This is a genomic window from Arthrobacter sp. ISL-72 (genome assembly GCF_018613755.1).
In the GTDB taxonomy this organism is placed as follows: domain Bacteria; phylum Actinomycetota; class Actinomycetes; order Actinomycetales; family Micrococcaceae; genus Arthrobacter.
Genome location: NZ_JAGGPP010000019.1, coordinates 55,899 through 78,517, shown reverse-complemented (window position 1 = coordinate 78,517; position 22,619 = coordinate 55,899). Strand labels below are relative to the sequence as shown.

19 protein-coding genes are annotated in these 22,619 nt (G+C 65.8%); 12 read left to right on the top strand and 7 right to left on the bottom strand.

Going from position 1 to position 22,619, the window contains the following annotated elements; translation table 11 throughout:
• Nucleotides 1-17 precede the first annotated feature (17 nt).
• Nucleotides 18-845: a caspase family protein gene (locus J7I92_RS16465; protein ID WP_214842250.1), complete on the bottom strand. Its 828-nt coding sequence runs from the start codon at nt 843-845 to the stop codon at nt 18-20.
• Between the two features lie 299 nt (nt 846-1,144).
• On the opposite strand from J7I92_RS16465, the gene J7I92_RS16460 reads away from it, so the two are divergent.
• The 6 genes from J7I92_RS16460 (at nt 1,145) to J7I92_RS16435 (ending at nt 8,312) form a co-directional block, all read left to right on the top strand.
• A complete protein-coding gene (locus J7I92_RS16460) occupies nt 1,145-2,776 on the top strand; it encodes an ABC transporter substrate-binding protein (RefSeq protein WP_214842248.1) in 1,632 nt (543 codons plus the stop codon).
• Between the two features lie 134 nt (nt 2,777-2,910).
• On the top strand, nt 2,911-4,002 hold the full coding sequence (locus J7I92_RS16455; protein ID WP_214842246.1) for an ABC transporter permease: 1,092 nt from the start codon (nt 2,911-2,913) through the stop codon (nt 4,000-4,002).
• Between the two features lies 1 nt (nt 4,003).
• On the top strand, nt 4,004-5,026 hold the full coding sequence (locus tag J7I92_RS16450) for an ABC transporter permease (protein WP_214842244.1): 1,023 nt from the start codon (nt 4,004-4,006) through the stop codon (nt 5,024-5,026).
• On the top strand, nt 5,023-6,717 hold the full coding sequence (locus J7I92_RS16445) for an ABC transporter ATP-binding protein (protein WP_214842242.1): 1,695 nt from the start codon (nt 5,023-5,025) through the stop codon (nt 6,715-6,717). The genes J7I92_RS16450 and J7I92_RS16445 overlap by 4 nt, the downstream gene beginning before the upstream one ends.
• Before the next feature lie 125 nt (nt 6,718-6,842).
• Nucleotides 6,843-7,283, top strand: coding sequence for a chorismate mutase (locus tag J7I92_RS16440; protein WP_214842241.1), 441 nt, complete (start codon nt 6,843-6,845; stop codon nt 7,281-7,283).
• A 3-nt stretch (nt 7,284-7,286) separates the two neighbouring features.
• Nucleotides 7,287-8,312 carry a hypothetical protein gene (locus tag J7I92_RS16435; protein ID WP_214842239.1) on the top strand — a complete coding sequence of 342 codons (1,026 nt, stop codon included), beginning with the start codon at nt 7,287-7,289 and terminating at the stop codon, nt 8,310-8,312.
• Here the strand turns inward: J7I92_RS16435 and J7I92_RS16430 are convergent.
• Genes J7I92_RS16430 through J7I92_RS24410 form a run of 6 tightly spaced genes read right to left on the bottom strand, consistent with a single transcriptional unit; the run spans nt 8,309 to nt 14,577 of the window.
• On the bottom strand, nt 8,309-9,022 hold the full coding sequence (locus J7I92_RS16430) for a DUF4166 domain-containing protein (protein WP_214842332.1): 714 nt from the start codon (nt 9,020-9,022) through the stop codon (nt 8,309-8,311). The two genes, J7I92_RS16435 and J7I92_RS16430, sit on opposite strands and share 4 nt — an antisense overlap.
• A 28-nt stretch (nt 9,023-9,050) precedes the next feature.
• Nucleotides 9,051-10,343: a DUF58 domain-containing protein gene (locus J7I92_RS16425; protein ID WP_214842237.1), complete on the bottom strand. Its 1,293-nt coding sequence runs from the start codon at nt 10,341-10,343 to the stop codon at nt 9,051-9,053.
• 4 nt (nt 10,344-10,347) lie between these two features.
• A complete protein-coding gene (locus tag J7I92_RS16420; protein ID WP_214842235.1) occupies nt 10,348-11,391 on the bottom strand; it encodes a MoxR family ATPase in 1,044 nt (347 codons plus the stop codon).
• Nucleotides 11,388-12,683 (bottom strand): DUF4350 domain-containing protein, encoded by a 1,296-nt coding sequence (locus tag J7I92_RS16415; protein WP_214842233.1) that lies wholly within the window; start codon nt 12,681-12,683, stop codon nt 11,388-11,390. The genes J7I92_RS16420 and J7I92_RS16415 overlap by 4 nt, the downstream gene beginning before the upstream one ends.
• Nucleotides 12,680-13,396, bottom strand: a complete 717-nt coding sequence (locus J7I92_RS16410; RefSeq protein ID WP_251040035.1) for a DUF4129 domain-containing protein — start codon at nt 13,394-13,396, stop codon at nt 12,680-12,682. Before J7I92_RS16410 ends, J7I92_RS16415 begins: the two co-directional genes overlap by 4 nt.
• Nucleotides 13,393-14,577 (bottom strand): glycerophosphoryl diester phosphodiesterase membrane domain-containing protein, encoded by a 1,185-nt coding sequence (locus J7I92_RS24410; RefSeq protein WP_214842231.1) that lies wholly within the window; start codon nt 14,575-14,577, stop codon nt 13,393-13,395. The genes J7I92_RS16410 and J7I92_RS24410 overlap by 4 nt, the downstream gene beginning before the upstream one ends.
• Nucleotides 14,578-15,085: 508 nt before the next feature.
• Between J7I92_RS24410 and mtrA the strand changes: the two genes are divergently transcribed.
• The 6 genes from mtrA to J7I92_RS16375 all read left to right on the top strand — a co-directional run bounded on the left by mtrA (nt 15,086) and on the right by J7I92_RS16375 (nt 22,599).
• On the top strand, nt 15,086-15,760 hold the full coding sequence (gene mtrA / locus J7I92_RS16400) for an MtrAB system response regulator MtrA (protein WP_214842229.1): 675 nt from the start codon (nt 15,086-15,088) through the stop codon (nt 15,758-15,760).
• A 106-nt stretch (nt 15,761-15,866) separates the two neighbouring features.
• Nucleotides 15,867-17,648, top strand: coding sequence for an MtrAB system histidine kinase MtrB (gene mtrB / locus J7I92_RS16395; protein ID WP_396020406.1), 1,782 nt, complete (start codon nt 15,867-15,869; stop codon nt 17,646-17,648).
• Nucleotides 17,645-19,363, top strand: a complete 1,719-nt coding sequence (locus J7I92_RS16390; RefSeq protein ID WP_214842226.1) for an LpqB family beta-propeller domain-containing protein — start codon at nt 17,645-17,647, stop codon at nt 19,361-19,363. The genes mtrB and J7I92_RS16390 overlap by 4 nt, the downstream gene beginning before the upstream one ends.
• Before the next feature lie 109 nt (nt 19,364-19,472).
• Nucleotides 19,473-20,393 (top strand): phosphoribosyltransferase family protein, encoded by a 921-nt coding sequence (locus J7I92_RS16385; protein ID WP_214842224.1) that lies wholly within the window; start codon nt 19,473-19,475, stop codon nt 20,391-20,393.
• A gap of 177 nt (nt 20,394-20,570) precedes the next feature.
• On the top strand, nt 20,571-21,302 hold the full coding sequence (hpf, locus tag J7I92_RS16380; protein WP_214842222.1) for a ribosome hibernation-promoting factor, HPF/YfiA family: 732 nt from the start codon (nt 20,571-20,573) through the stop codon (nt 21,300-21,302).
• A 49-nt stretch (nt 21,303-21,351) separates the two neighbouring features.
• Complete coding sequence (locus J7I92_RS16375) at nt 21,352-22,599, top strand: winged helix-turn-helix domain-containing protein (RefSeq protein WP_214842220.1); 1,248 nt, start codon at nt 21,352-21,354, stop codon at nt 22,597-22,599.
• Nucleotides 22,600-22,619: the final 20 nt, after the last annotated feature.

Genomic DNA, 22,619 nt, shown 5'->3' with positions numbered 1-22,619 from the left:
CAGCGGGTGAGCCTCCGTCAGCTTCCCCACGAGGACTTCCGCGCCGCCGTCGTGCCTTCCAGCTGGGCCACCTGGTCGAAACCGCCCGCCCTGAGGCCTTTGCTGACCTGCTTGAGGATCTCCGCCCTGCCCAGGGTCCCGTCGCCCGTCACGGCCTTGATGAAGTTGTACGTGAATGCGCCGTTGTAGCGCCCTTCCAGGAAGGCGTCGGCGGCCGTCTGGTCAGCCCGGCACGCGGCCAGGAGGACCGGTTTCACTCCCTGGCCGGTTTTGACCAGGTCCCGCAGCGCCCTCGTGTCGGCGAACTCGGTGGCTGCTACGCCCCGCGGCGTCGGAGCCGGCAGGAACCGGGGCCGGCGCCCGGGCAGGAGGTCCAAGGATTTCAGCCCGGTGCCGCTGTGGCAGGTGTCCAGGACAACGTCAAACAGGACGCCGTCCGGCAGGCGCGCGAAGAGGGCGAACAGCTCGTCGTCCGAAATGACGGTGGCCGGATCCCAGGAGTCTCCGGAGTTGTTGATGTCGTAGCAGGCGAAGGCTTCATCCAGCCGGTCCGCCTCGTCGTCGCTGGTGTCCGGAATCTGCGTTCCATGGCTGGAGAACGTGAAGACAATGTGCTGAAGCTCGCCCGCGGCGGCGCGGTCCAGCATCGAACTGAGCCGGGCCACCACCTGCTCCTTCGTGGCCTGTGAGTCCAGCAGCATGGTGATGTCGCTCTCGGCGAAACCATAGTTTGCCCGGAGTAGTCCGGCGATGTCCCGGGCGTCGTTGACGCAGCCCTGCAACCAGCTGGATCCGGGGAGGTGTTCAAATTCGTTGATACCCACACAAAGGGCGGCTTTGCTCATGATGTGTTTTCCTTCAGCCGGGTAGGGCAACTGTATTCCGGGCGTGATGGCTCTTCAATGGCCGCCGGCTTTTGGTGCCCGGAAATCGTTGCACCGAATGCCAAACCGGCACTCAGGCAGAAGAAAACGATAGTTTTGCCCCAGTCAGATAAATTTTGTGTCTCAACTCACAGGATTCGGCGGTTTGCCATGTTGCTGTCTGGTTGAATCATGTGATCAGGACCACGTTCCGCCCATCGAGTCCAACTGATCCGGTTGCCGGGCGGCGCGCGTGTACTCATCGAACAGAAAGTCCACAGATGGCAATGAATAAAAAGGCCCTGCACGGCGCTATCGCGCTCGCAGGTGCTTCCGCACTTGCACTGACAGCCTGCACGGGCCCGTCCGGCGGCGGAACTTCCACCGGGGGCGCCGGCGGCGGAACCATCACCTACGGCACCACTGACAAGGTCGTTACCCTCGATCCTGCAGGTTCCTACGATGCCGGCTCCTTCATGGTGATGAACCAGATCTATCCGTTCCTCCTCAACGCCAAGCCGGGCACGGCAGATGCTTCGCCCGACATCGCGGAATCCGCGGAATTCACCAGCCCCACCGAATACACCGTCAAGCTCAAGCCGGACCTAAAATTCGCGAACGGCCATGCCCTCACCTCCTCGGACGTGAAGTTCTCCATCGACCGTGTTGTGGGCATCGCGGACGACAATGGCCCCGCCTCGCTCCTTGCAAACCTCGAATCGGTCACCGCGAAGGACGACGCAACGGTTGTCTTCAAGCTCAAGGCCGGCAACGACCAGGTCTTCCCGGGCGTGCTTGCCGCCAATGCCGGACCCATCGTCGATGAAGAGGTGTTCCCGGCCGACAAGCTGATGAGTGACGACGAGATCGTCAAGGGCAAGCCTTTCGCCGGCCCGTACACCATCGAGAGCTACAAAAAGAACGAGCTGGTCAGCCTCAAAGCCAACCCCGACTACAAGGGCCTGCTGGGCAAGCCCGCCAATGACGGCGCCAACATCAAGTACTACGCTGACTCGAACAACCTCAAGCTGGAAGTCCAGCAGGGAAGCATCGACGTCGCCGGCCGGAGCCTGACGGCGACCGACGCCGCGGACCTTGAGAAGGATTCAAAGGTCACCGTCCACAAGGGACCCGGCGGCGAGCTGCGCTACATCGTGTTCAACTTCGACACCATGCCCTTCGGTGCCAAGGCCCCCGACGCCGATCCCGCCAAGGCACTGGCCGTCCGCCAGGCCATGGCGAACATCGTGGACCGCGACGCCATCGCCACCCAGGTTTACAAGGGCACCTACCTGCCGGCCTACTCCGTGGTGCCGGACGGCTTCGCCGGCGCGATCCAGCCGCTGAAGGAAATGTACGGCGACGGCAACGGCAAGCCCAGCCTGGACAAGGCCAAGAAGGCATTCTCCGATGCAGGAGTCACGGCCCCGGTCAACATCAAGCTGCAGTACAACCCGGACCACTACGGCAAGTCCTCCGGTGACGAGTACGCCATGATCAAGGAACAGCTGGAGAAGTCCGGCCTGTTCACGGTGGACCTGCAGTCCACCGAATGGGTCACGTATTCGAAGGACCGTACCAAGGACGTCTACCCCGTGTACCAGCTCGGCTGGTTCCCGGATTACTCGGACGCGGACAACTACCTGACCCCGTTCTTCCTTCCGAACAACTTCCTCAAGAACCACTACGAGAACGCCGCAGTGACGGACCTGATCACCAAGCAGCTGACCACCGTGGACAAGGCGGAGCGCGAGAAGGTGCTGGGTGAAGCGCAGACTGCCGTCGCCAAGGACCTCTCCACGCTGCCGCTGCTGCAAGGCGCCCAGCTCATGGTTGCCGGAAAGGACGTCAAGGGTGTCGACCAGACCCTGGACGCATCCTTCAAGACCCGTCTTGGCGTAATTTCCAAGTAGGTCCAGTTCCTTATCCGGTCCTGACCACCGGGGAAGGCGGGGCGCCTGCACGGCCTCCCGCCTTTCGCGCTGAGGCAGGGCAACAGATTCCGGCGCTCACGAGGCTGCCGGAAGCGCACATTTTTTAGGTACCAATGACAACACTTATTGAGGCGCCGCCAACCGACGCCGACGGCCTCCTGCCGTCAAAGAAGAAGTCGGCCGGCGGGGGACTGGGCCAATACATCCTGATCAGGTTCCTCCTGATCTTTCCCACCATCCTGATTTTGGTCACCATGGTCTTCTTCCTGATGCGGATCACCGGTGATCCCATTACCGCCGCGCTGGGCGGCCGGCTCCCGCCTGAACAGCTGGCGGAGAGGATCACGGCGGCCGGCTATGACCGCCCGATCCTCGTCCAGTACTTCGAGTACCTCGGGCAACTCATCACGGGCAATTTCGGCACGACGCTTTCCGATAACCGGCAGGTCACCGAGATGCTTGCCACCTACGGTTCCGCCACTCTTGAACTGACCATCAACGCGTTGCTCGTTGCACTGCTGGTGGGCATCCCGCTGGGCATGGTTGCCGCGCACCGGCGCGACAAGGCGCCCGACGCCGTGCTGCGCATCTTTGCGATCCTTTGCTACGCCACGCCGGTGTTCTTTTCCGGGCTGCTGTTCAAACTGACTTTCTCCGTATGGCTGGGATGGCTGCCGGTCGCGGGGCGGGCCAGGACGTCCAGCGAACTGCAGCTCACGTCGCTGCAGGCACCCACCGGCATCTACTGGGTGGATGCCATCCGCAGCGGCAACATGGCCGCGCTCGGGGACGTTCTGGCACATGCTGTGCTGCCAGCCCTTGCCCTTGGCCTGCTGACTGCCGGAATCTTCCTCCGGCTGGTCCGCACCAACGTCATCGGCACCCTGGGCAAGGATTACGTAGAGGCCGGCCGTTCACGCGGCGTCAGCGAATTCCGGCTGGTGACCAAGCATGCCTACAAGCCCGCGCTTATTCCCATCATCACCGTGATGGGCCTGCAGATCGCCGTGCTGCTGGGCGGTGCGGTGCTGACCGAGACCACCTTTGAATGGAAAGGCCTTGGCTTCCAGCTCGCCACCTACCTCACGGCCCGGGACTTCGTGGCTGTCCAGGGCATCGTAGTCCTGCTCGCAGTGATCGTGGCCGTGACCAACTTCATCGTCGACATCGTCGCCGCGCTGATCGACCCCCGTGTGAGGTACTGACATGAGTTCCGATCCCATCACCACCTACAAGGACCCGCGGGCGTCATGGTTCGGCCGGCTGCCCGTGGTGTCGCACTTCAACAAGAGCGTCGGCCTGCAGCGCGGAATGCTCGTCACCGGGCTCGTGCTGACAGGAATTTTCCTGCTTACAGCCATTTTTGCGCCGCTGATCGCCCCCTACGGCTTTTCGCAGATCTCCGACGCCGACGGCGGGTTCCCCGCACAGCAGGCACCGGGCGGAAACCACCTCTGGGGAACCACCGTCGGCGGCTACGACGTCTTCTCCAGGGTTGTCTGGGGAGCGCAGACCGCCATCATGGTGATCGTGGTGGCCGTGGTCATGTCCATCTTCATCGGCGTGATCCTTGGCCTGGTCAGCGGCTACATCGGCGGCTGGCTGGACCGCATCCTGGTTGTGATCGCCGACGCAGTCTATGCCTTCCCCTCGCTGCTGGTGGCCATTGTCATGGCGATTGTCATCAGCGGAGGCAGGTCCAGCCTGTGGGGCGGCATCATAGCGGCGGCGATCTCCATCACCGTTGTGTTCATCCCGCAGTACTTCCGGGTGATCCGGGCCGAAACCATCCGGCTCAAGGCCGAGCCCTTCGTGGAATCCGCGAAGGTGGTGGGAGCGTCAAACGTCCGGATCATGAGCCGGCACATCTTCAAGAACGCCACGCGGACCTTGCCGCTGATCTTCACGCTCAACGCCTCCGAGGCCATCCTCACGCTGGCGGGCCTGGGCTTCCTGGGCTTCGGCATTGAACCGACGTCAGCCGCGGAGTGGGGCTTCGACCTCAACAAGGCACTGGCGGACACCACCTCGGGAATCTGGTGGACCGGCGTGTTCCCCGGCCTGGCCATCGTGCTTACGGTGCTGGGACTCACCCTCGTCGGCGAAAGCATCAATGATCTCAACGATCCGCGGCTGCGCGGCCGCAAAAAGGCCGCGGCAGGCAAAGTCGGACCCGATTCCACCGCGGGCGCGCAGGCTGCGCTCCAATCAGAAGTGAGCAGCTCATGACGATCAATATCGACCCACACGGCACCGGGCCCGTGCTGGACATTGACCACCTGAAGGTAACGTTCGCCACCGACTCCGGTGATGTCTTCGCGGTAAAAGACGTCAGCCTCGAGGTGAACCCGGGCGAAGTTGTGGCGATCGTCGGCGAGTCCGGTTCGGGCAAGACTGTCACTGCCAAGACGATCCTGGGGCTCCTACCGGAGACCGCGATCAGCTCCGGAGCGGTGGTGATCAAAGGCAACAACGTGATCAGCGTGAGCCCGGCGAAGCTTCGGCAGATCCGCGGCCGGGACGTCGCCATGGTATTCCAGGAACCCTCCACGGCACTGAACCCGGTCTTCACCGTAGGGTGGCAGATCGCCGAAGGCATCCGTGCCCACGCCGCAGGGGGTGGCCGAAAGGTATCGGCCAAGGAAGCCAGGTCCCGGGCCATCGATGCCCTCCGGAAGGTAGGGATTCCGGACCCGGAACACCGCGTGGATTACTACCCCCACCAGTTTTCCGGAGGCCAGAAACAGCGGGTGGTCATTGCTGCCGCCCTGGCACTCAATCCGGGGCTGATCGTGGCAGACGAGCCCACCACGGCCCTCGACGTCACCGTCCAGGCGGAGATCCTCCAGCTCCTGCGGGACCTGCGGGACAAGTACGGCACCTCGATCGTCCTGATCACCCACAACATGGGTGTGGTGGCGGACCTGGCCGACCGCGTGGTGGTCATGTACCAGGGGGACGTTGTGGAGGAGGCCCCCGCGCGGGTCCTGTTCGCAAAGCCGAAGCAGGAGTACACCCGGAAGCTGCTCGCCGCGGTGCCGCATCTGGGCAGGAATTCCGCCTCACAGGGAATGACCGCCCGGGCCCACCAGGACCGCCGGACCCTGGTGGAAGCCAGGGGCCTCACCATCGAGTATCCCGGCAGGCTGGGCAGCCCCGGTTTCAAGGCCGTGGACGGCGTCAGCTTCACGCTTTCCGAAGGCGAAGTCTTCGGACTGGTGGGCGAATCCGGCTCCGGAAAGACCACCATCGGCCGGGCCATCGCAGGGCTTAACCGCACCACCGGCGGCAGCCTGAACGTGCTGGGTTACGAAATGCTGAACCTCAAGGAACGCACCTTCAAACCCCTCCGCAAAGAGATCGGCTTCGTGTTCCAGGACCCTGCAGCATCCTTCAACCCGCAGCTGACCATCGGCGACTGCGTGGCCGAGCCGCTGCTGATCCACAGCAACCCCACGCCGGCCCAGGCGCGCAAACGCGTGGGGGAACTGCTCGAATCCGTGCAACTGCCGGCGTCTTACGCTGACCGGTTCCCGCACGAACTGTCCGGCGGGCAGCGCCAGCGGGCATCATTGGCCAGGGCCCTCATCCTGAACCCCAAGCTCCTGATTGCCGACGAACCCACGTCCGCCCTGGACGTCTCCGTCCAGGCCGTGGTGCTGGAACTGTTCAAGCAGATTCAGCATGAGTTCGGGTTCGCCGCCCTGTTCATCAGCCACGACCTTGCGGTGGTGGACATCCTGTCCCACTGGGTCGGGGTGCTCTACAAGGGCAAACTCGTCGAACAGGGTCTCGGCACGCAGGTGATGGGCGCGCCGCAACATGGCTACACACGCCGGCTCATCGCATCGCTGCCCGTGCCTGATCCGGACGAACAGGCACGGCGCCGGGAAGCGAACCGTCCGCTGCTGGCCGGCTAGTTCCTTTTCGGTGACAGGTAGGCCCGCTGTCCCTCCGGGGCGGCGGGCTTTCCTGTCCTGCCGGCAACGTTTCGCGGACGCTTAACAGCCGCAGGGAATCGGTCCGGTGCCCATAGACTGGACCCATGACCGAGCAGAACCAAGATCGTCCAGATACCGAATCCTACGACCCCTCAGCCAGCTCCCTGGCCGGCGAGGTGGACCAATCGGTAATGGCGGAACTGCTGTCCATCCGGTCCAGCATCGACAACATCGACGCCACCCTTGTCTTCCTCCTGGCCGAGCGGTTCAAGGCCACCCAGAAGGTCGGCTTCCTCAAGGCGGCCCACAGCCTGCCCGCGGGGGATCCGGGCCGGGAGGCAGCCCAGATTGCACGGCTCCGCCGCCTGGCCGAGGAAGCCCACCTGGACCCTGCCTTCGCAGAAAAGTTCCTGAACTTCATCATCGGCGAAGTCATCCGGCACCACGAAGCCATCGCCGAAGACCACCAGGCCGCAGGGAATAACGGAGCGGCTGCCGGCCAGCCGCGGCGTTCGTCCTCTGCCCCGTCCGCCGTGGACGCGTAGGCCATGGCTGAAACGCAGGTAACCGCCACTGCCCTGGGGCCCTGGCCGGGTGAGGATCCGTTGGAGGCCACGCGGATAGTCCGCGGTGAACTCGGCAGCCCGCATCTGCCGTTCCTGGTGGAACTCCCGGACCGCGGCGTCGGTTCCGATGCGCTCGGCCGGACGGCTTCACTGCTGGTGGACCTATCCGTCGACGTCCAGCCGTACGGGTGGCGCATCGTGGACCGCCCGGGCCGGGACGTGATCAAGGCGAAGTCGGCGCTCTCCACGGACGTCAACGTGTTGGCCGACGTTGCCGGAACGGAAGAAAACCCGGCGGAGGACTTCAAGGTGCAGCTCCGCGGACCGCTTAGCCTGGCCGCCGGGCTGCACCTGCACAACGGTGAACGCGCCCTGCTCGACTACGGCGCCCGGCGCGACATCGCCGAATCGCTGGCAGCCGGCGTCGGTGATTTCCTGGCGCGGGTAAGCACGGCCGTCCCGGGGGCACGGCTGGTGGTCCAGATCGATGAACCTGACATCGCGGCGGTCCTGGCGGGCACCATCCCCACATCGAGCGGCTACCGGACGCTGCGATCCGTGCCGGGCCAGGAGGTGACGGAGTCGTGGCGGCTGGTCATCGATGCTCTCAAGGCTGCCGGTGCCGCGGAAACAGTGATCTCGGTGGCCGAAATCGAGGCGCCGTTCGAACGCATTGTCTCCGCCGGTGCGGACGGGATCGCTGTCCCGCTGAAGGCCCTCACTTCCCGCCAATGGGAACAGCTGGCCGGCGCAGTCGAAGCCGGCAAGAGCCTATGGGCAGGAGTACTGCCGGTCAACGACCCGCCCGCTTCACTGCCCCGGGTCCAGGAAGCCGTGGAGAACGTCTGGCGCCCGTGGCGGCAGCTGGGTCTTCCGGCCTCGTCGCTGGGCACGATCCGGGTGACGCCGTCAGAGGGACTGGCCGCGCATACGCCGTCGTCCGCAACGGCTGTGCTGACCCGCCTCACCCAGGTGGCGGACGGGCTCAACCAGTTGGCGCTTGGCTAGATGCGGCTTTCCCACCTGTCCGGCCGGGCGTAGCCGGGGAGGTGACCCGGCGTTGCGGCGCCGCCCGGATAGGAGCGGAGCCGGTAGTCGAAGCTCCCCGCATAGACCAGCACCAGTCCCAGTTGCGGCTGGATCACCTTGACCTGGATCCGGTGTTTGCCCTGTCCGGCCCCCGAGGCTTCCCACCATTGTTCCGCGTAGGCCTTGGCGTCCAAGGCGGCGGGCAGCGGGATGCGGAGCGGGCCCAGGAACAGCCGGGAGGCTTCGGACACACCGCGCAGCCTGCCCTCGGCGGTCACGCTGAGGTTGAGGTCGGTCACAACCCGCCGGTACCGGCCGACGTAGTCCACCAGGCCCGGTTTGCTGCGGGATTCATCAAAGCTGGTGGTGTCATGAAACAACCGGGTGCGGCCGGGAAAGTGGATCTCGCGCCTGGCGGTGAGGCTGGACCGGCCGAACGGATCAAGGTGCGCATGATTTTCGATCCGGAAGGGGATTCCCTCGCCGTACTCGGGGAAGAACGCCTCTTCTCCTGTGGTCAGCCGCAGCAACGGCCGGAGCCAGGGCTGCCGGCATCCGACGACGTCGAACACCCCTTCTCCGACGCCGTAGCGTCCGGAACCGGGAGCCAGCGAAAAATACTCCTGCAGCTCGGGCTGCAGCCGGGCGAAATCGCTGCCCAGGGCGCGTTCATAGATAGGCGTGTTCAACATAGCCTCCTGGTTCTTGGAACATCGGTCACAGTCTTCCCGCCGCCTTGAGCCGGATATACGCATCCGCCAGCGCGGGCGGCAGCTGGTGGGGTTCGGCGTCCACCACTTCGACGCCCAGGTGACGCAGCTGGATGGCCACTGCTTCGCGTTCCAGCAGCGCGCGTTCCGCGGCTGCAGCGCGGAACACCTGCGCCGCCGTCGTGCGTTCCTTCTGCATCGCGCCCAGCATGGGGTCCCGCACGGACGCGACCACCACCACGTGCTGCTGCGCCAGTTGCGCGGCCATCGGCAGCAGTCCTTCTTCCGGAACGCCGCTGTCCAACGGCGTCAGCAGCACCACGAGGGAGCGGTGCACGGATATCTGCCGGATCTGGCCCGGGACCTGGCCCCAGTCCAGCTCAATAAGTTCAGGATCCAGCGGCGCCATCGCCTGCACGAGCTGTCCCAGCAGGTTTCCCTTGGATGATGAGCCGGCCCGTCCCCGGGTCCGCCGGTCAAAGGCGAAGAAGTCCACACGGTCGCCGCCCCGTTCGGCCAGGACGGCCAGCAGCAGGGCTGCCTCGATTCCGGTGTCAAGGCGCGGTTCGTCGTCGATCCTGGCCGCTGCCGTCCGGGACGTGTCCAGCATGATGACCACGCGCCGGTCCCGTTCCGGCCGCCAGGTCCGGACCACGACGGCGGTTCGCCGCGCCGTGGCGCGCCAGTCGATGGAGCGAACATCGTCGCCCCGGACGTAGTCGCGGAGGGAATCGAACTCGGTGCCGGCGCCCCTGATCTGGACCGCAGCCTTTCCGTCAAGCTCGCGCAGCTTGCGGAGCTTGGACGGAAGATGGCGCCTCGAATGGAACGGCGGGAGGACCCGCACGGAGCCGGGACAGGGGAGTGTCCGCTGCCGTGCGGCCAGCCGCAGGGGACCGAAGGCGCGAAGCGTCACGTGCGGGGACGTGAGGTCCCCGCGCCGGGCAGGTTTCAGCAGCACCTTCATGCGCCGCCGCTCACTGGCCGGAACATCCATCCGCTGACGCGGGTTCTGCGCGCCGGCGGAGGGCTGCCAGGCATCCCGCACAAAGGCACGGAGCGGCCGGGATCCCGTGTTCCCGATCGTCAGGACGGCTTCGGTGCTGCTTGTCAGTGTGACGTTCCCCGGGAGGGCGCGGTCCAGTGTGACCTTCCGGAGGTTCGCGGCAAGGGAAAGGTCCAGGAGCAGGACGGAGCACAGGATCAGGCAGACCAGCAGCACCGTGCCCCAGTCGGGAAACAGCGTTACCGGCACCAGGCCAACCAGTGCCAGGAGTACGAACCGTCCGGAAATCGCCATGGTGTCAGCGCGGCACGGGGACGGTCGCCAGGATGCTGGCGAGGACGCCGTCAACGTGTACACCGTCCATCTGCGCTTCCGGCTGGAGCGCCACGCGGTGCCGCAGGCAGGGGAGCGCCAGGGCCTTGACGTCGTCCGGGGTGACAAAATCCCGCCCGGACAGCCAGGCCCAGGCCCGGGCGGCGCTCAGCAGCGCGGTTGCGCCGCGGGGGGACACGCCCAGCTGGAAGGACGGGGCAGCACGGGTGGCCCTCACAATGTCAACGATGTAGGCGGCCACTTCGGGTGCCACCTCCACGGCAGCCACCGCCTGGCGGGCCTGCTCCAGTTCCGCCGCGCCTGCCACCGCCCGCACTCCGGCGGCGGCCAGGTTCCTGGAGTCAAAGCCTGCCGCGTGCCGGCGGATGACCTCGATTTCGTCGGCCCGCCCCGGCAGCGGCATGGCGAGTTTGAGCAGGAAGCGGTCCAGCTGGGCCTCCGGCAGGGGATACGTGCCCTCGTACTCCACCGGGTTTTGGGTGGCGGCCACGATGAACGGCACGGGAAGCGGCCGGGATGTGCCGTCCGCCGATACCTGCCGCTCCTCCATGGCCTCGAGCAGGGACGCCTGCGTTTTCGGCGGCGTCCGGTTGATTTCGTCTGCCAGCAGGATGTTAGTGAAGACCGGGCCCTCCCGGAAACTGAACTCGGAGGTCCGCGAATCGAAAACCAGCGAGCCGGTGATGTCGCCGGGCATCAGGTCCGGTGTGAACTGCACGCGCTTGGTGTCAAGGTTCAGCGCCGCAGAAAGAGTGCGGACCAGCAGCGTCTTGGCAACGCCGGGAACCCCTTCCAGAAGCACGTGCCCGCGGCAGAGCAGGGCGATCAGCAGCCCGGTGACCGTGGAGTCCTGGCCGACCACCGCCTTTGCAACCTCCAGCCTGACGTCGAGCAGGGCCTGCCGGACAGGATCGGCGCCTCGTGCGCCGGCAGCCGTGGCGACGGCCGCCGTCGCAAGGGCCGGGCCCGAGGCGCCGCCCTGGATGAATCCGTCGGTGTGCTCACTCATCGGGCGGTTACCTCTTTCTCTAGTGTCTCCAGCTGCTGGGCCCAGCGGACCAGCTCGCTCTCCGTTCGGGGGCGCGCCTCCAGCACGCGGGCAGTCTCTTCGGTAGTGCGCCCGACGTGCCGGGCGGCGGCGTCGACGATGGCCGTTGACTCAGCCTCGGGGCCGAGCCGGAGGAGCCAGGCGAGCCGGACCAGCGTACCCGCCCTGAGGTTGTCGGCGGCCCGGTCCACGGCGTGGGCGTCATGGTACAGGCGGGCGCGGCCTTCAGCGGTCTCCACTGCCTTGACCACCACGGGCAGCGGTTCGAAGACGAGGGGGCCCAGGCGCCGTCCCCGCCAGAGCATGGCCAGTACCGCAATGAAGGCAAGCCACAGGCCGAGGAAGTCGACCCACGGCGGGGCAAGGTCGTCCAGCGTCTGCGGTGTATCCGCAGCGGTGACGTCGGAGATGTCCGGGAGGTACCAGACCAGCTGGTCCGAAGCCCCCAGCGTCCTGAGAGCGAGCGCCGCGTTGCCGTGATCATCGAGCAGGTCGTTGCTGAGTATCTGCGTGCTGCCCAGCACCGTCAGCCGGCGGTCCTCGCTGCCGGCGTACAGTCCGCCCGGGCCGCCGGCGGGTTCGTAACACACGCGGGGGGCCGTGTAGAGGTAACCGGATTCCGCCGTGACCGACCCTGCGCTGGCCGGATCTTCCATCCCGCAGCCGGGATCCAGGGTGGCCACTCCGGCCGGCACGACTCCGGCGGGACGGATCCCGCTGCCGAGGGCGTTCAGGGTGTTCAGCCGGGGTGTCACCACCACCAGCCTGTCGGTTGCCCGCTGCAGCGTCTGCACCTGCTCCTGGTCGAGGTAGCCGTTCCGATCGTAGAGCAGCAAGGTGGGCCCGGTTTCGTCGTCGGCGCTGCTTTCGGCCGCATCGTCCAGCGCCGACATTGTTGCTGGGAAATTATCGGTCTGGCGGACGTCCACGCCCTGGCTACGCAGTATTTCCGCAACTGCTCTGGCACCGTCGGGTGCTGCGTTTCGCGTGGACAGGGGAAAGCCGTCACCGTGGGGCGAGAGCAGGGCCGCGATGGTCAGTCCCACGCCAACCGCAGAGATCAGGCAGAGAACCGTCCAGGTCCGGTGCCGGCGGATCCATGCGGTGACGGTGAGGGCGGCGCGGCGGGCGGATGACCTGCCCGGTGTTTCCGGGGTCCGTGGCGCTTCCGACGGCGGCGGCGTTTGCGGCGTTCCCGGCACGTGTGGCGTTTCTGGCGTTCCCTGCGCTTTGGAACCGGCGACAGACGTCATTGCGGCACCGCCAGCCTATCCGGCGCCGATCGGCCGAAGTCTGGCTTCGCCGCCGCCAGCACCCCATCCAGTGCAACCAGGTCAGAGTGGTCCCGGGCACTTGCCTCCGCACGGCCGTAGCGGATGCCGTCGAAGAGCATGGCGGCGCGCTGGAGTTCGGCGGCATGGCTGCCGAAGGTACCGGCAAGCTGTCCGGCGACTTCGTCGGCCGTCCGGCCGGGGAGTGGGTCGATGATCGTGCGGTCCTCCGCGGACCGGACGATGGCCCGGAACTGTTCGACGACGGCGGCCCGCCAGTCCGAGCGTGCTGCGGCCGCTGCCGCGAGCCGGCGGTATTCGGCCGGGCTGACCGACGGGTCGGCGTCGACGAGGTCGCGGGCCGGACGGCGGCGGGCGTTGAGCCGGGGGCGCGCGAACAGGACGGCCGCCGCGATGAGGACCACAATTGTTACGCCGATGACCGGAACGGCGAAGCCGGTGTCGGTGGCAGGGTCGCCGCTGTTGAGTGAGCGCAGCCAGTCGGTGAACTGCCGCCATAGATCAACCAGCCAGTCAGGCTGCGCGTCCCGGTATACGGGTTTGGAGAGCTCTTCCGCGGCCCACCTGCGGGCTTCCTGCCTGTCGGGATCCAGGGGAGGCTCGCCTTGCATCCGGCCGCCGGAATACAGAACGGCGTGCGAGGAGGCCGCGTCGAAAAGTGCATGCCGGCTCATCCGGCGCCTGGGGGTGGACCATACTTGGGCGGTTCATAGTCCGGGGGCGGTTCGTACGGGGTGTTCGGCCCGTAGGTGTTGGGTCCGTACGGCGTGTTCGGCCCGTAGGTGTTCGGCCAGCCGCCGGCGGCGTAGCGCCCGCGGTCCTCGGGCGCTACGCCGCGCCCAGGAACTCCCTGGGTGTCTTTGGACGATTCACTATCGGATTCAAGCTCCCGGAGAAGGGCAAGGTCCAGACCCTCTCTGCGCATCCGCAGATCCATGTACAAAAGGCCCAGCACAGAGGTTTGGAATGCATATCCCACCGCGCCGACCACCGCGGAGACAAGGATGGACGCTATCGCAACGGCAACGGCGAGGGCACGTTGGCCGTCGTCCCCGCCGTGCGGTGTGACGACCGATGACAGGCCGCCGGTAGCGAGACTGATGGGGATCAGAACAATCTGGCTGATAATGCCGATGAGCAGGGAAATGACCAGCATCATGCCGAAGATGCGCCACCAGTTGTGGCGTGTGAGCTGCCAGGACCTCCGCAGCCCCTCCAGGAGGCCCTGTTCCTCCACGACGATCGCCGCCGGAGTCACGATGAGGCGAATGGTGACCCACAGTATGGTCGCCATGGTTCCAAGGACAAGCGGAACGATGATCATCGCCGACGAACCGCCCATGGCATCGGCCAGGAGCCAGGTCCCGCCCACCAGCACGACGCCGACGGCGATGCCGGCCAGAATCTGGAACGCGCCCAGGCCCAGCAGCGGGCCGATCCTGGACCGCGACAAGGACCACATCTGCTTGAAACTGGTGCGGCGGTTAAGAACGGACCGGGCTACGGGAACCACCATCACCCCCTGCAGCACAATGGAGATGAAGTAGGAGACAAGCGTTAGGAGGACACCGCCGGCCAACACACCGAGGCCGAGGCCGACCAATTCAGTGGGAGTCAGGCTTTCCAGCCAGAGCGCCATGGATTCTCCCTGCGACCCGGCCTGCGCCGTGAACACAGCCCCGATAATGGTTCCCAGTGTCTGGGCCAGGAGCGCGGCACCCAGCATTGCCGTGGCATTCCGCCTGATCGTCTGGAAGGATCCGTCCAGGATTTCGCCGAACATCAGCGGCCGCAGGGGCACAACGCCGGGCTTTGGCGGCGCCACATACCCCGGCTGGACGTAGCCTGGCTGCACATACCCCGGCTGAACGAACCCCGGCTGCGGGCCGGGCTGCGGGCCGGCGTAGGGGGAGCCCCACTGCTGGTGTCCGCCGTGGCCGGGCGGCCCGGGATTCCATTGCGGCGGCGTGTTCCACTCCGGCTGCTTTCCGTCCTGCCAAGGGTGCGGAGTGTTCCCTTGGGGTGGCGCGTTCCACGGGGATGGTTGCGGAGTGTTCCCTTGGGGTGGCGCGTTCCACGGGGATGGTTGCGCCGGCTTCGGCTGGTCTTCCCGGTGTTGCTCGTGCGGATCCTGCTCTGACAACCTGTTCCTCCCCAAAAGACGCTGCCTGCGAGCCGCCAAGCCGGAACTGCTGCCCGATGCTCCCGGCCGGTGGTATCCCTGCCCGGCCCGCTCCCAGCCTATAGTTTTGGCCGCGTGCCTCATAGCCTTCAGCGGATTCCCGCCCCGTGGCGAGGGGCAGGCGCCATGCCGTGGGGGAGCTCAACGGGACAAAGCCCATTCAATAGGCGAATATATAACTATGAAGGCACGCATTCTGGTAGTGGACGATGACGAGGCGCTGGCCGAGATGATCGGGATTGTCTTGCGCAATGACGGCTTTGAGCCGGTCTTTTGCGCAGACGGCGGACAGGCGCTGGAAGTCTTTCGTTCCTCAAAACCGGATCTTGTGTTGTTGGACCTAATGCTCCCGGGGATGGACGGCATCGAAGTATGCCGGCAGATCCGTGCCGAATCGGATGCACCCATCGTCATGCTGACCGCCAAGTCGGATACTTCGGACGTGGTCCGCGGCCTGGAATCCGGGGCGGACGACTACGTTCCCAAACCGTTCAAGCCCGCCGAACTGGTGGCGCGCGTCCGGGCCCGGCTCCGCCCCGGCGACCAGAAAGCCCCGGAAACGCTGCGCATCGCGGACATCATCATTGACGTCGCCGGCCACCTGGTGAGCCGTAACGGTGAACGCATCTCGTTGACGCCCCTCGAATTCGACCTGCTCGTTGCGCTGGCCCGCAAGCCCTGGCAGGTTTTCACGCGCGAGCTGCTGCTGGAACAGGTCTGGGGTTACCGGCATGCGGCAGACACGCGGCTCGTGAATGTCCACGTCCAGCGGCTGAGGTCAAAGATCGAGCGCGACCCCGAAGCCCCCGAAGTTGTTTTGACGGTCCGTGGTGTCGGCTACAAAGCAGGTTCCTGAACCGTCAAGCGGCGAAACCGGTAATGAGCCGGATGTAGCCCGCTCCCCGAATCCGGAACACGCCCACGCCCATAGCGCTCCGGAGCACACCGACGCCATCTCCGGCGTGCTCACCGGGCTGCCGTTCAGGACCCGCATCTGGCTACGCCGCGCCCGGATCGTGGGACTCAGGGTCTGGCGGCTGGTCCGGACCGGGCTGATCCGGCTGTTGCCGGGCGTACGGTTCCTCCTGCGCGCACTGCACCGCCGCTGGCGCCGGTCCCTGCAGTTCCGCACGGTGCTCACCACGCTGCTGCTCTCGATCGGCTCGTTCGCTGTGGTTGGCGCCTACTTGTCGAACCAGATCGCCAACAACCTGTTCCAGGAACGGTTGACCCAGGCGGAGTCGGAAACGCTGTACAACGTCAAGCAGGTCCAGGACACGTTCGACGGCGCCCAGGTCACCGACCAGTCGAGTGTCATCACGCTCGTTTATGACACGCTGAACGCCGTTGAGGGGCGCGGGTCCGTCATTCAGCGCCGCTATGTGTTCGAGGCGATGCCGGAACAGACCAAACCCCGCAACCGCTGGGTGGAATCCCGGGCCTCGGACCAGCTAACAGTGAGTGTCATCCCGCCCGAGCTGCGCAAAGCTGTCCAGGAGTCCGGGAAGGACCAGTACTGGGCCTCCACCGAGTTTCCGGTGGGGACCGAGGACCGGCCCGGCATCGCCGTGGGCAACAAGGTCACCTTCAACGGCACCGTGTATGAGCTGTACCTTATCTACGACCTGAACACCGCACAAAAGACCCTGGACGAGATACAGAATGTCCTGCTGGCCGGCGGGGCCGTACTGGTTCTGATCGTCGGCGCCATTGCCTGGTACGTGACACGGAACGTCGTCAGCCCGGTCAGCCACGCCGCGGTGGTCTCGGAGAAACTCGCGGCCGGGCAACTCCAGGAGCGGATGGTGGTCAAGGGCGAGGATGAGGTCGCACGGCTCGGGGCGTCCTTTAACCACATGGCCGCCAGCCTGCAGGAACAGATCACCCAGTTGGCCACGCTGTCCCAGATGCAGCAGCGCTTCGTTTCCGACGTCTCCCACGAACTCCGCACGCCGCTGACCACCGTGCGGATGGCCGCGGAAGTCCTGTACGACGCACGCCATGATTTCGATCCCATCAACAAGCGCTCTGCCGAACTCCTCTACAACCAGGTGGAGCGCTTCCAGTCCCTGTTGGCGGACCTCCTGGAGATATCCCGGTTCGATGCGGGCGTGGCCATGCTCGACGCCGAACCCACCGACATCCTGAAGCTGATCGAGAACGTCGTGGAAGACGCGGCGCCTGTCGCGGCCGAGTACGGCTCTGAAGTCACCATCAATTGCAGGGAAGAGAGCATCGTGGTGGAGATGGATGACCGACGGATTGAACGGATCCTTCGCAACCTCGTACTCAACGCCCTGGAGCACAGTGAGGGGAACCCGGTCAATATCTCCGTTGCAGCGAACGAGACTGCCGTTGCCGTCGCAGTCCGCGATCACGGCATCGGCATGACACAGTCCGAGGCCGCCAGGGTGTTTGACCGGTTCTGGCGCGCGGACCCTGCCCGCGCACGCACCACAGGCGGCAGCGGACTTGGCCTTTCCATAGCGGCGGAAGACACCAAACTCCACAACGGCTGGCTCCAGGCCTGGGGCAGCAAGGGAACCGGCTCGAACTTCCGGCTGACGCTTCCGCTGAAGCAGGGCGAAGCCATCTCCAAGTCCCCGCTCCAGCTGGAGCCGGCCGACGTCGGCCTTCCGGGCGGACCGGGAGAGGGCACCATGGTGCGATTTGGAAGCGTCTCCTCGCCTGCCGAACCGGCGGACGGGGCCGCCCCGGCAACGGGCCGGGACGAAGCGAAATGAAGCGCACCGCACAACGGCTGGGCGCCGTCGTCGCCGCCGTCTTGACTGTAGTACTCCTGCTGACCGCCTGCGCGCAGATTCCCCGCTCCGGACCTGTTGGGAAGAGCACGGACGAGAGCGCGGGGAAGCCCAACAACGCACCGGTCTTCTTTCCGGTGGCCCCGCGTGCAGGAGCTGGACCGGAATCCGTCATTGAAGACTTCTACCTCGCAGGCAGCGGCTACGAGGACGACTACGCCGTGGCGAGGCAATACCTGACGCAGGCATCCTCCGTGGCCTGGAAACCTGACCAGCGCACCCTGGTGTTCCGGTCAACCCGGGTAGTGCGGACCGGCGTCGAAAACGTCTTCAACTACGAATTGGACGTTGCCTACTCGGTGGATGCGGACGGGATCGCCACCCAGTTCCCTGAAGGCACGAAGGAGAACATTCCGGTCACCCTCACGCAGGTGGACGGCGAGTGGCGTATTTCGGCCATCCCCGATGGAATCGCCATACCGGAGCAGACGTTCAAGGTGATTTACGGCGCCTACCCCATCTACTTCTACGATCCCAGCTTCACGTACGCGGTGCCGGACGTCAGATGGTTCAACAAGAAAAGAACGGTCAAGGCGATGACCAGTGCGCTCCTGAGCGGGCCGGCACCGTATCTCAAGGGCGCTGTGGTCAGCGCGTTCCCCTCGGGGATGAAGCTGACGCGGGAGTCCGTTCCGGTCGTCTCCGGTGCCGCCCAGGTGGACCTGTCGGCAAAAGAACTGGTGGAGGCATCCAGTGAGGACCGGCTGCGGATGCAAACACAACTGGCCCTCACCTTCCGCGGCCAGCCCGACGTTATCAACGTCGAACTGCGGGCCGACCAGGACCTGGTCCGGGTCGAGGACAACGGCTCCGTGCTGCCGCCCGTCCGGGACAAAAATGTTCCGGCCCGCCAGATCGCCGTGAACGAAGGCCAACTGGTCCGATACGAAAACAACCGGGTTTCACCGCTCCCGGACATCCAGCCCGTCGGAGTGCTCGGTCCGGTTTCCCCTGCCGAGTCTCCGATATCGCAGTCGGTGGCGTTCCTCAACGCCGCCAGGACCACGCTGTACTCGATCGTGCCGGGACAGCCTGCGCGGGCGCTCACTACGCGTTCCACCCTTACCCATCCGTCGTTCAGCCAGCAGGACTGGGTGTGGACCGCAGGCCCTGGAGCCAACGGCGCCACAGAAGTACTTGCCTACCGTCCCAGCGGTGTTGCCGAAGGCGCGGCAGTCCCCACGGTGACCTTGGCACCGGCATGGCTTGCCGGGCGGACCGTGAAAGAATTCCGCATATCCCGCGAGGGGGTGCGCGCCCTCGTTATCTCCGAGCAAAACGGGAAAACCCGGGTCCAGGTAACGGGAATCGTCCGCAACGCAGACGGCACTCCCCGCGACCTCACAGCGCCGACCACCCTGCTGACCGACCGGCAGCCGGACCAGGGCGTCTGGGTCAGTGACACCATGGTCGCCGTCATGAAAGCGTCGGCCACGGACAATGTCACTCCTGAACTGCTCTCCCTGACGGCATCGCAGCCGCAGCAGCTGGCGCCCTGGCCCGGCCTCACCGCGATCAGCGCCGGCAACGGACCGGAGGAAATCTTCGCACAGTCGGCCGACGGTATTTTCCAGCGGCTTGGAAACGGCTGGTCGCCGCAGCTCAAGGGACCCGTGGACCCGTCATTCCCGGGTTGAGGCCCGACGTCCAGGAGGTCGCGGACGCGGGAAGTCCATACGGCGGCCTGATATCCACATACGCCCGCCGGAAGTGTCGCCTGTACGTCGGACCGTGCAGTCTTAGGATGTGATCCGAAGCCCCGACCCCGATCTCACGCCGCCTCCCGACTCCTCGGCAAGGCACCGGAACGACTATTCGCGATGGTGGGCGAGGGCCGCGGACCGCGCCAACAGCGCCGTCCGCGAGCTGCTGGCGCTCGCCGCCCCGGTGGAATGCGTCTGTTGCGGGACCGAAGACTTCGCGCTGTGCGGTCCCTGCGAACGGGCCGTGCGTGCCCTGACGCGGACGCCGTTCAGGGCCGAAGGGCAGGCTCCGGCCCTGATGGATGTCGACGGAACCGTGATCCTGCCTGCCGTGGCGGCCGGTGTCTATCGCGAGGAGCTGGCCCAGGCCGTGCTGGCCTTCAAGAAACACGGCCAGGGCCAGCTCGGGACCGTACTGTCCAAGGCGCTGGGACGGGCCATCAGGGAGGCGGCCGGAACCATGCAGGGGTACTTCCTGATACCCGTTCCCACCACGAACAGCGCCTTCAGGCGGCGCGGATTCAGCCCGGTGCACCTCATGCTGCGTAATCTCACTCGCAGCGGGGCCCTCAGCCGGGGCGGGCTGGCCAACGCCCTGCGTAAGGGCGGAATCTTCACGCAAACGCGATGGAATGCGGGCGCCATCCAGGAACGGCTCCGCGAGCTGGTTCCCGCCCACGCCGTGGCGGCAGGACAAAAAGGACTGGGACGGGGCGCCCGCGCCAAACGCGTCCGGGGCTCCATGCGGCCCAGACCGGCGCTCTTTGCCCCGGACATCCGGGGGCGTCCCTGCATCATCGTGGATGACGTCCTGACCACCGGTGCCACGCTGGCCGAAGCTGCCCGGGCCGTCCACCTGGCGGGAGGCATTGTGGTGGGTGCCGTGGTGCTGGCAGCGACACGCCCGCCCGACGTCGCGGATCCTCCGTCCGCTCCCGGCGCTACGGCACGGATGGAGGGCTGACTTGGAAAAAAATAAACGAAGAAAAGGTGAATAACGGGTACCGATGAACTAACGTCGGTGGTGGGTACCAAGATCAGTTGTACCTGTCGATAGCGGCTCGGAAAGGGGCTCGACTGTCAGTCAGATCGGCCCCGGGAAGTGCCGCCGTCGTGTCACCGAAGTCATTTGGAGGGCACCATGGAGTTCATGATCAGCGGACGGAATTTGACGGTTTCGGACCGCTTCCGCGAATACGCCGACGAGAAGATCTCAAAGATCGCATCGCTGGGAGACAAGGTCCAACGGGTGGACGCGAAGGTGTCCAAGGAGACCAAGGCCCGCCAGACTGCAGACCTGCTCACGGTTGAGCTGACTGTCTTGGGCCGCGGCCCCGTGATCCGTGCAGAGGCCAGCGCCGCCGACAAGTTCGCTGCGTTCGATCTCGCTTACAACAAGCTTCTTGAGCGCCTCCGCCGGGCCAAGGACCGGAAAAAGGTCCACCATGGCCGGCACACCCCCAAGGCCGTCCGCGAGGCAACTGCCAGCCTGGAACCGGCCAGCACCACCGAGCCCCTGTACGTGGAGGCAAGCAACCACCAGGAGTCCCAGGCCGCACCGGCCCAAAAGTCGCCGTACGACGTTGACAACGATATCCCCGCAGGCGACTCGCCGGTCCTGATCCGCCGGAAGGTGTTCCCGGCGGCTTCCCTCACGCTCGACGACGCCGTCGACAACATGGAACTGGTGGGGCACGACTTCTACCTGTTCGTGGATAAGGAAACCAAAGCGCCGTCCGTGGTGTACCGCCGCGACGGATGGACGTACGGAGTCATCAGCCTGGACCAGACCTGCGAACCGGGCGAAGCGTCAGTGGAAGTGGAAGAGAAGATCCTGGCCTACCGCTCGGAGGATGAACCTGCACGCGCCTGAGCGGCGCGTTCGCCTAAGCTGGTGCTGACCAGCCAAGGGAAGGACTGACATGAGCGCATCGCTGAGCCTCAACCAGGCACGGCGGATCGCTTTGGCAGCCCAGGGATTGGACAAAGGACGGCCCGCCGGACCCGTGACTGCACGGGCGGTGGGCCGCACCTTTGACCGGCTGCACCTCGTCCAGATTGATTCAGTCAACGTCCTGGCCCGCAGCCACTACCTGCCCTTCTTTTCCCGGCTCGGCAATTACGACCGTGGCATCCTGCACAGGATGGCCAACTCGCATCCTCGCCGGATGACGGAGTACTGGGCCCACGAAGCAAGCTTCATCCGGCCGGACCACTTCCCTGACCTGCTGCTGTGGCAGAACCGGAAATGGGTCGGGGCTTCGGGGATGGATCCGGAACTGCGCACGGGTGTGGCCGCCAAAGTCCTTGAGGAACTGGCCAGGGGCAAGCCCCTGACCGCCGGTGAACTCACCGTGCGAATCGGGCACGTGGAGGACCGGCGCACAGACAACTGGGGCTGGAACTGGAACGCGGTCAAGCGCGTCCTGGAGCACCTTTTCGAGGAAGGGCTCGTAACCGCTTCCTCGCGGACCGAACAGTTCGAACGCCGCTACACGCTTACCGCGAAGGTCTACTCCGCGTTCGACGGCGCGGCAGGCCCCGGCGCTGACCCCGCTGCGGCAATGGTCCGGCTCATCGACGCCGCTGCACGGGCCCACGGCATCGGCACCGTGCGCTGCTTCGCCGACTACTTCCGCACGCCCATGCGGGCCGCCGCCGTCGCCGCGCAGCATCTCGTGGACGCCGGCACCCTTCAGCCCGTCTCAGTCCGTGGCTGGGACCGCCAGGTCTACCGGCACGCCGACTCCAGGCTTCCCCGCGCCGCCACGGGTCGGGCACTTTTGAGCCCCTTTGATTCCCTGGTATTTGAGCGCCGGCGGTTGGAGGAGCTCTTCGGCTTCCACTACAGGATTGAGATCTATACGCCTGAAGCCAAGAGGCGCTTTGGGTACTACGTCCTTCCGTTCCTGCTGCGCGACGGCATTGTCGCGCGCGTCGACCTCAAGGCAGACAGGCCGGCGGGTGTGCTGCTGGCACGGGCAGCACACGCTGAGCCCGGCGCGCCGGCGGACACCGCCGTCGAACTCGCTGCCGAACTCCGCCTGATGGCCCAATGGCTGGAGCTCGACGAAGTGCTGGTTTCCCCGGCGGGGGACCTCGCTGCCGCGCTCGCCGAGGCCGTCTCCGACGGGGGAGCGGGTGTATCCGCTCTCAGGGAACAGGCGTAACGTGCCGTGCCTGTCTCCCG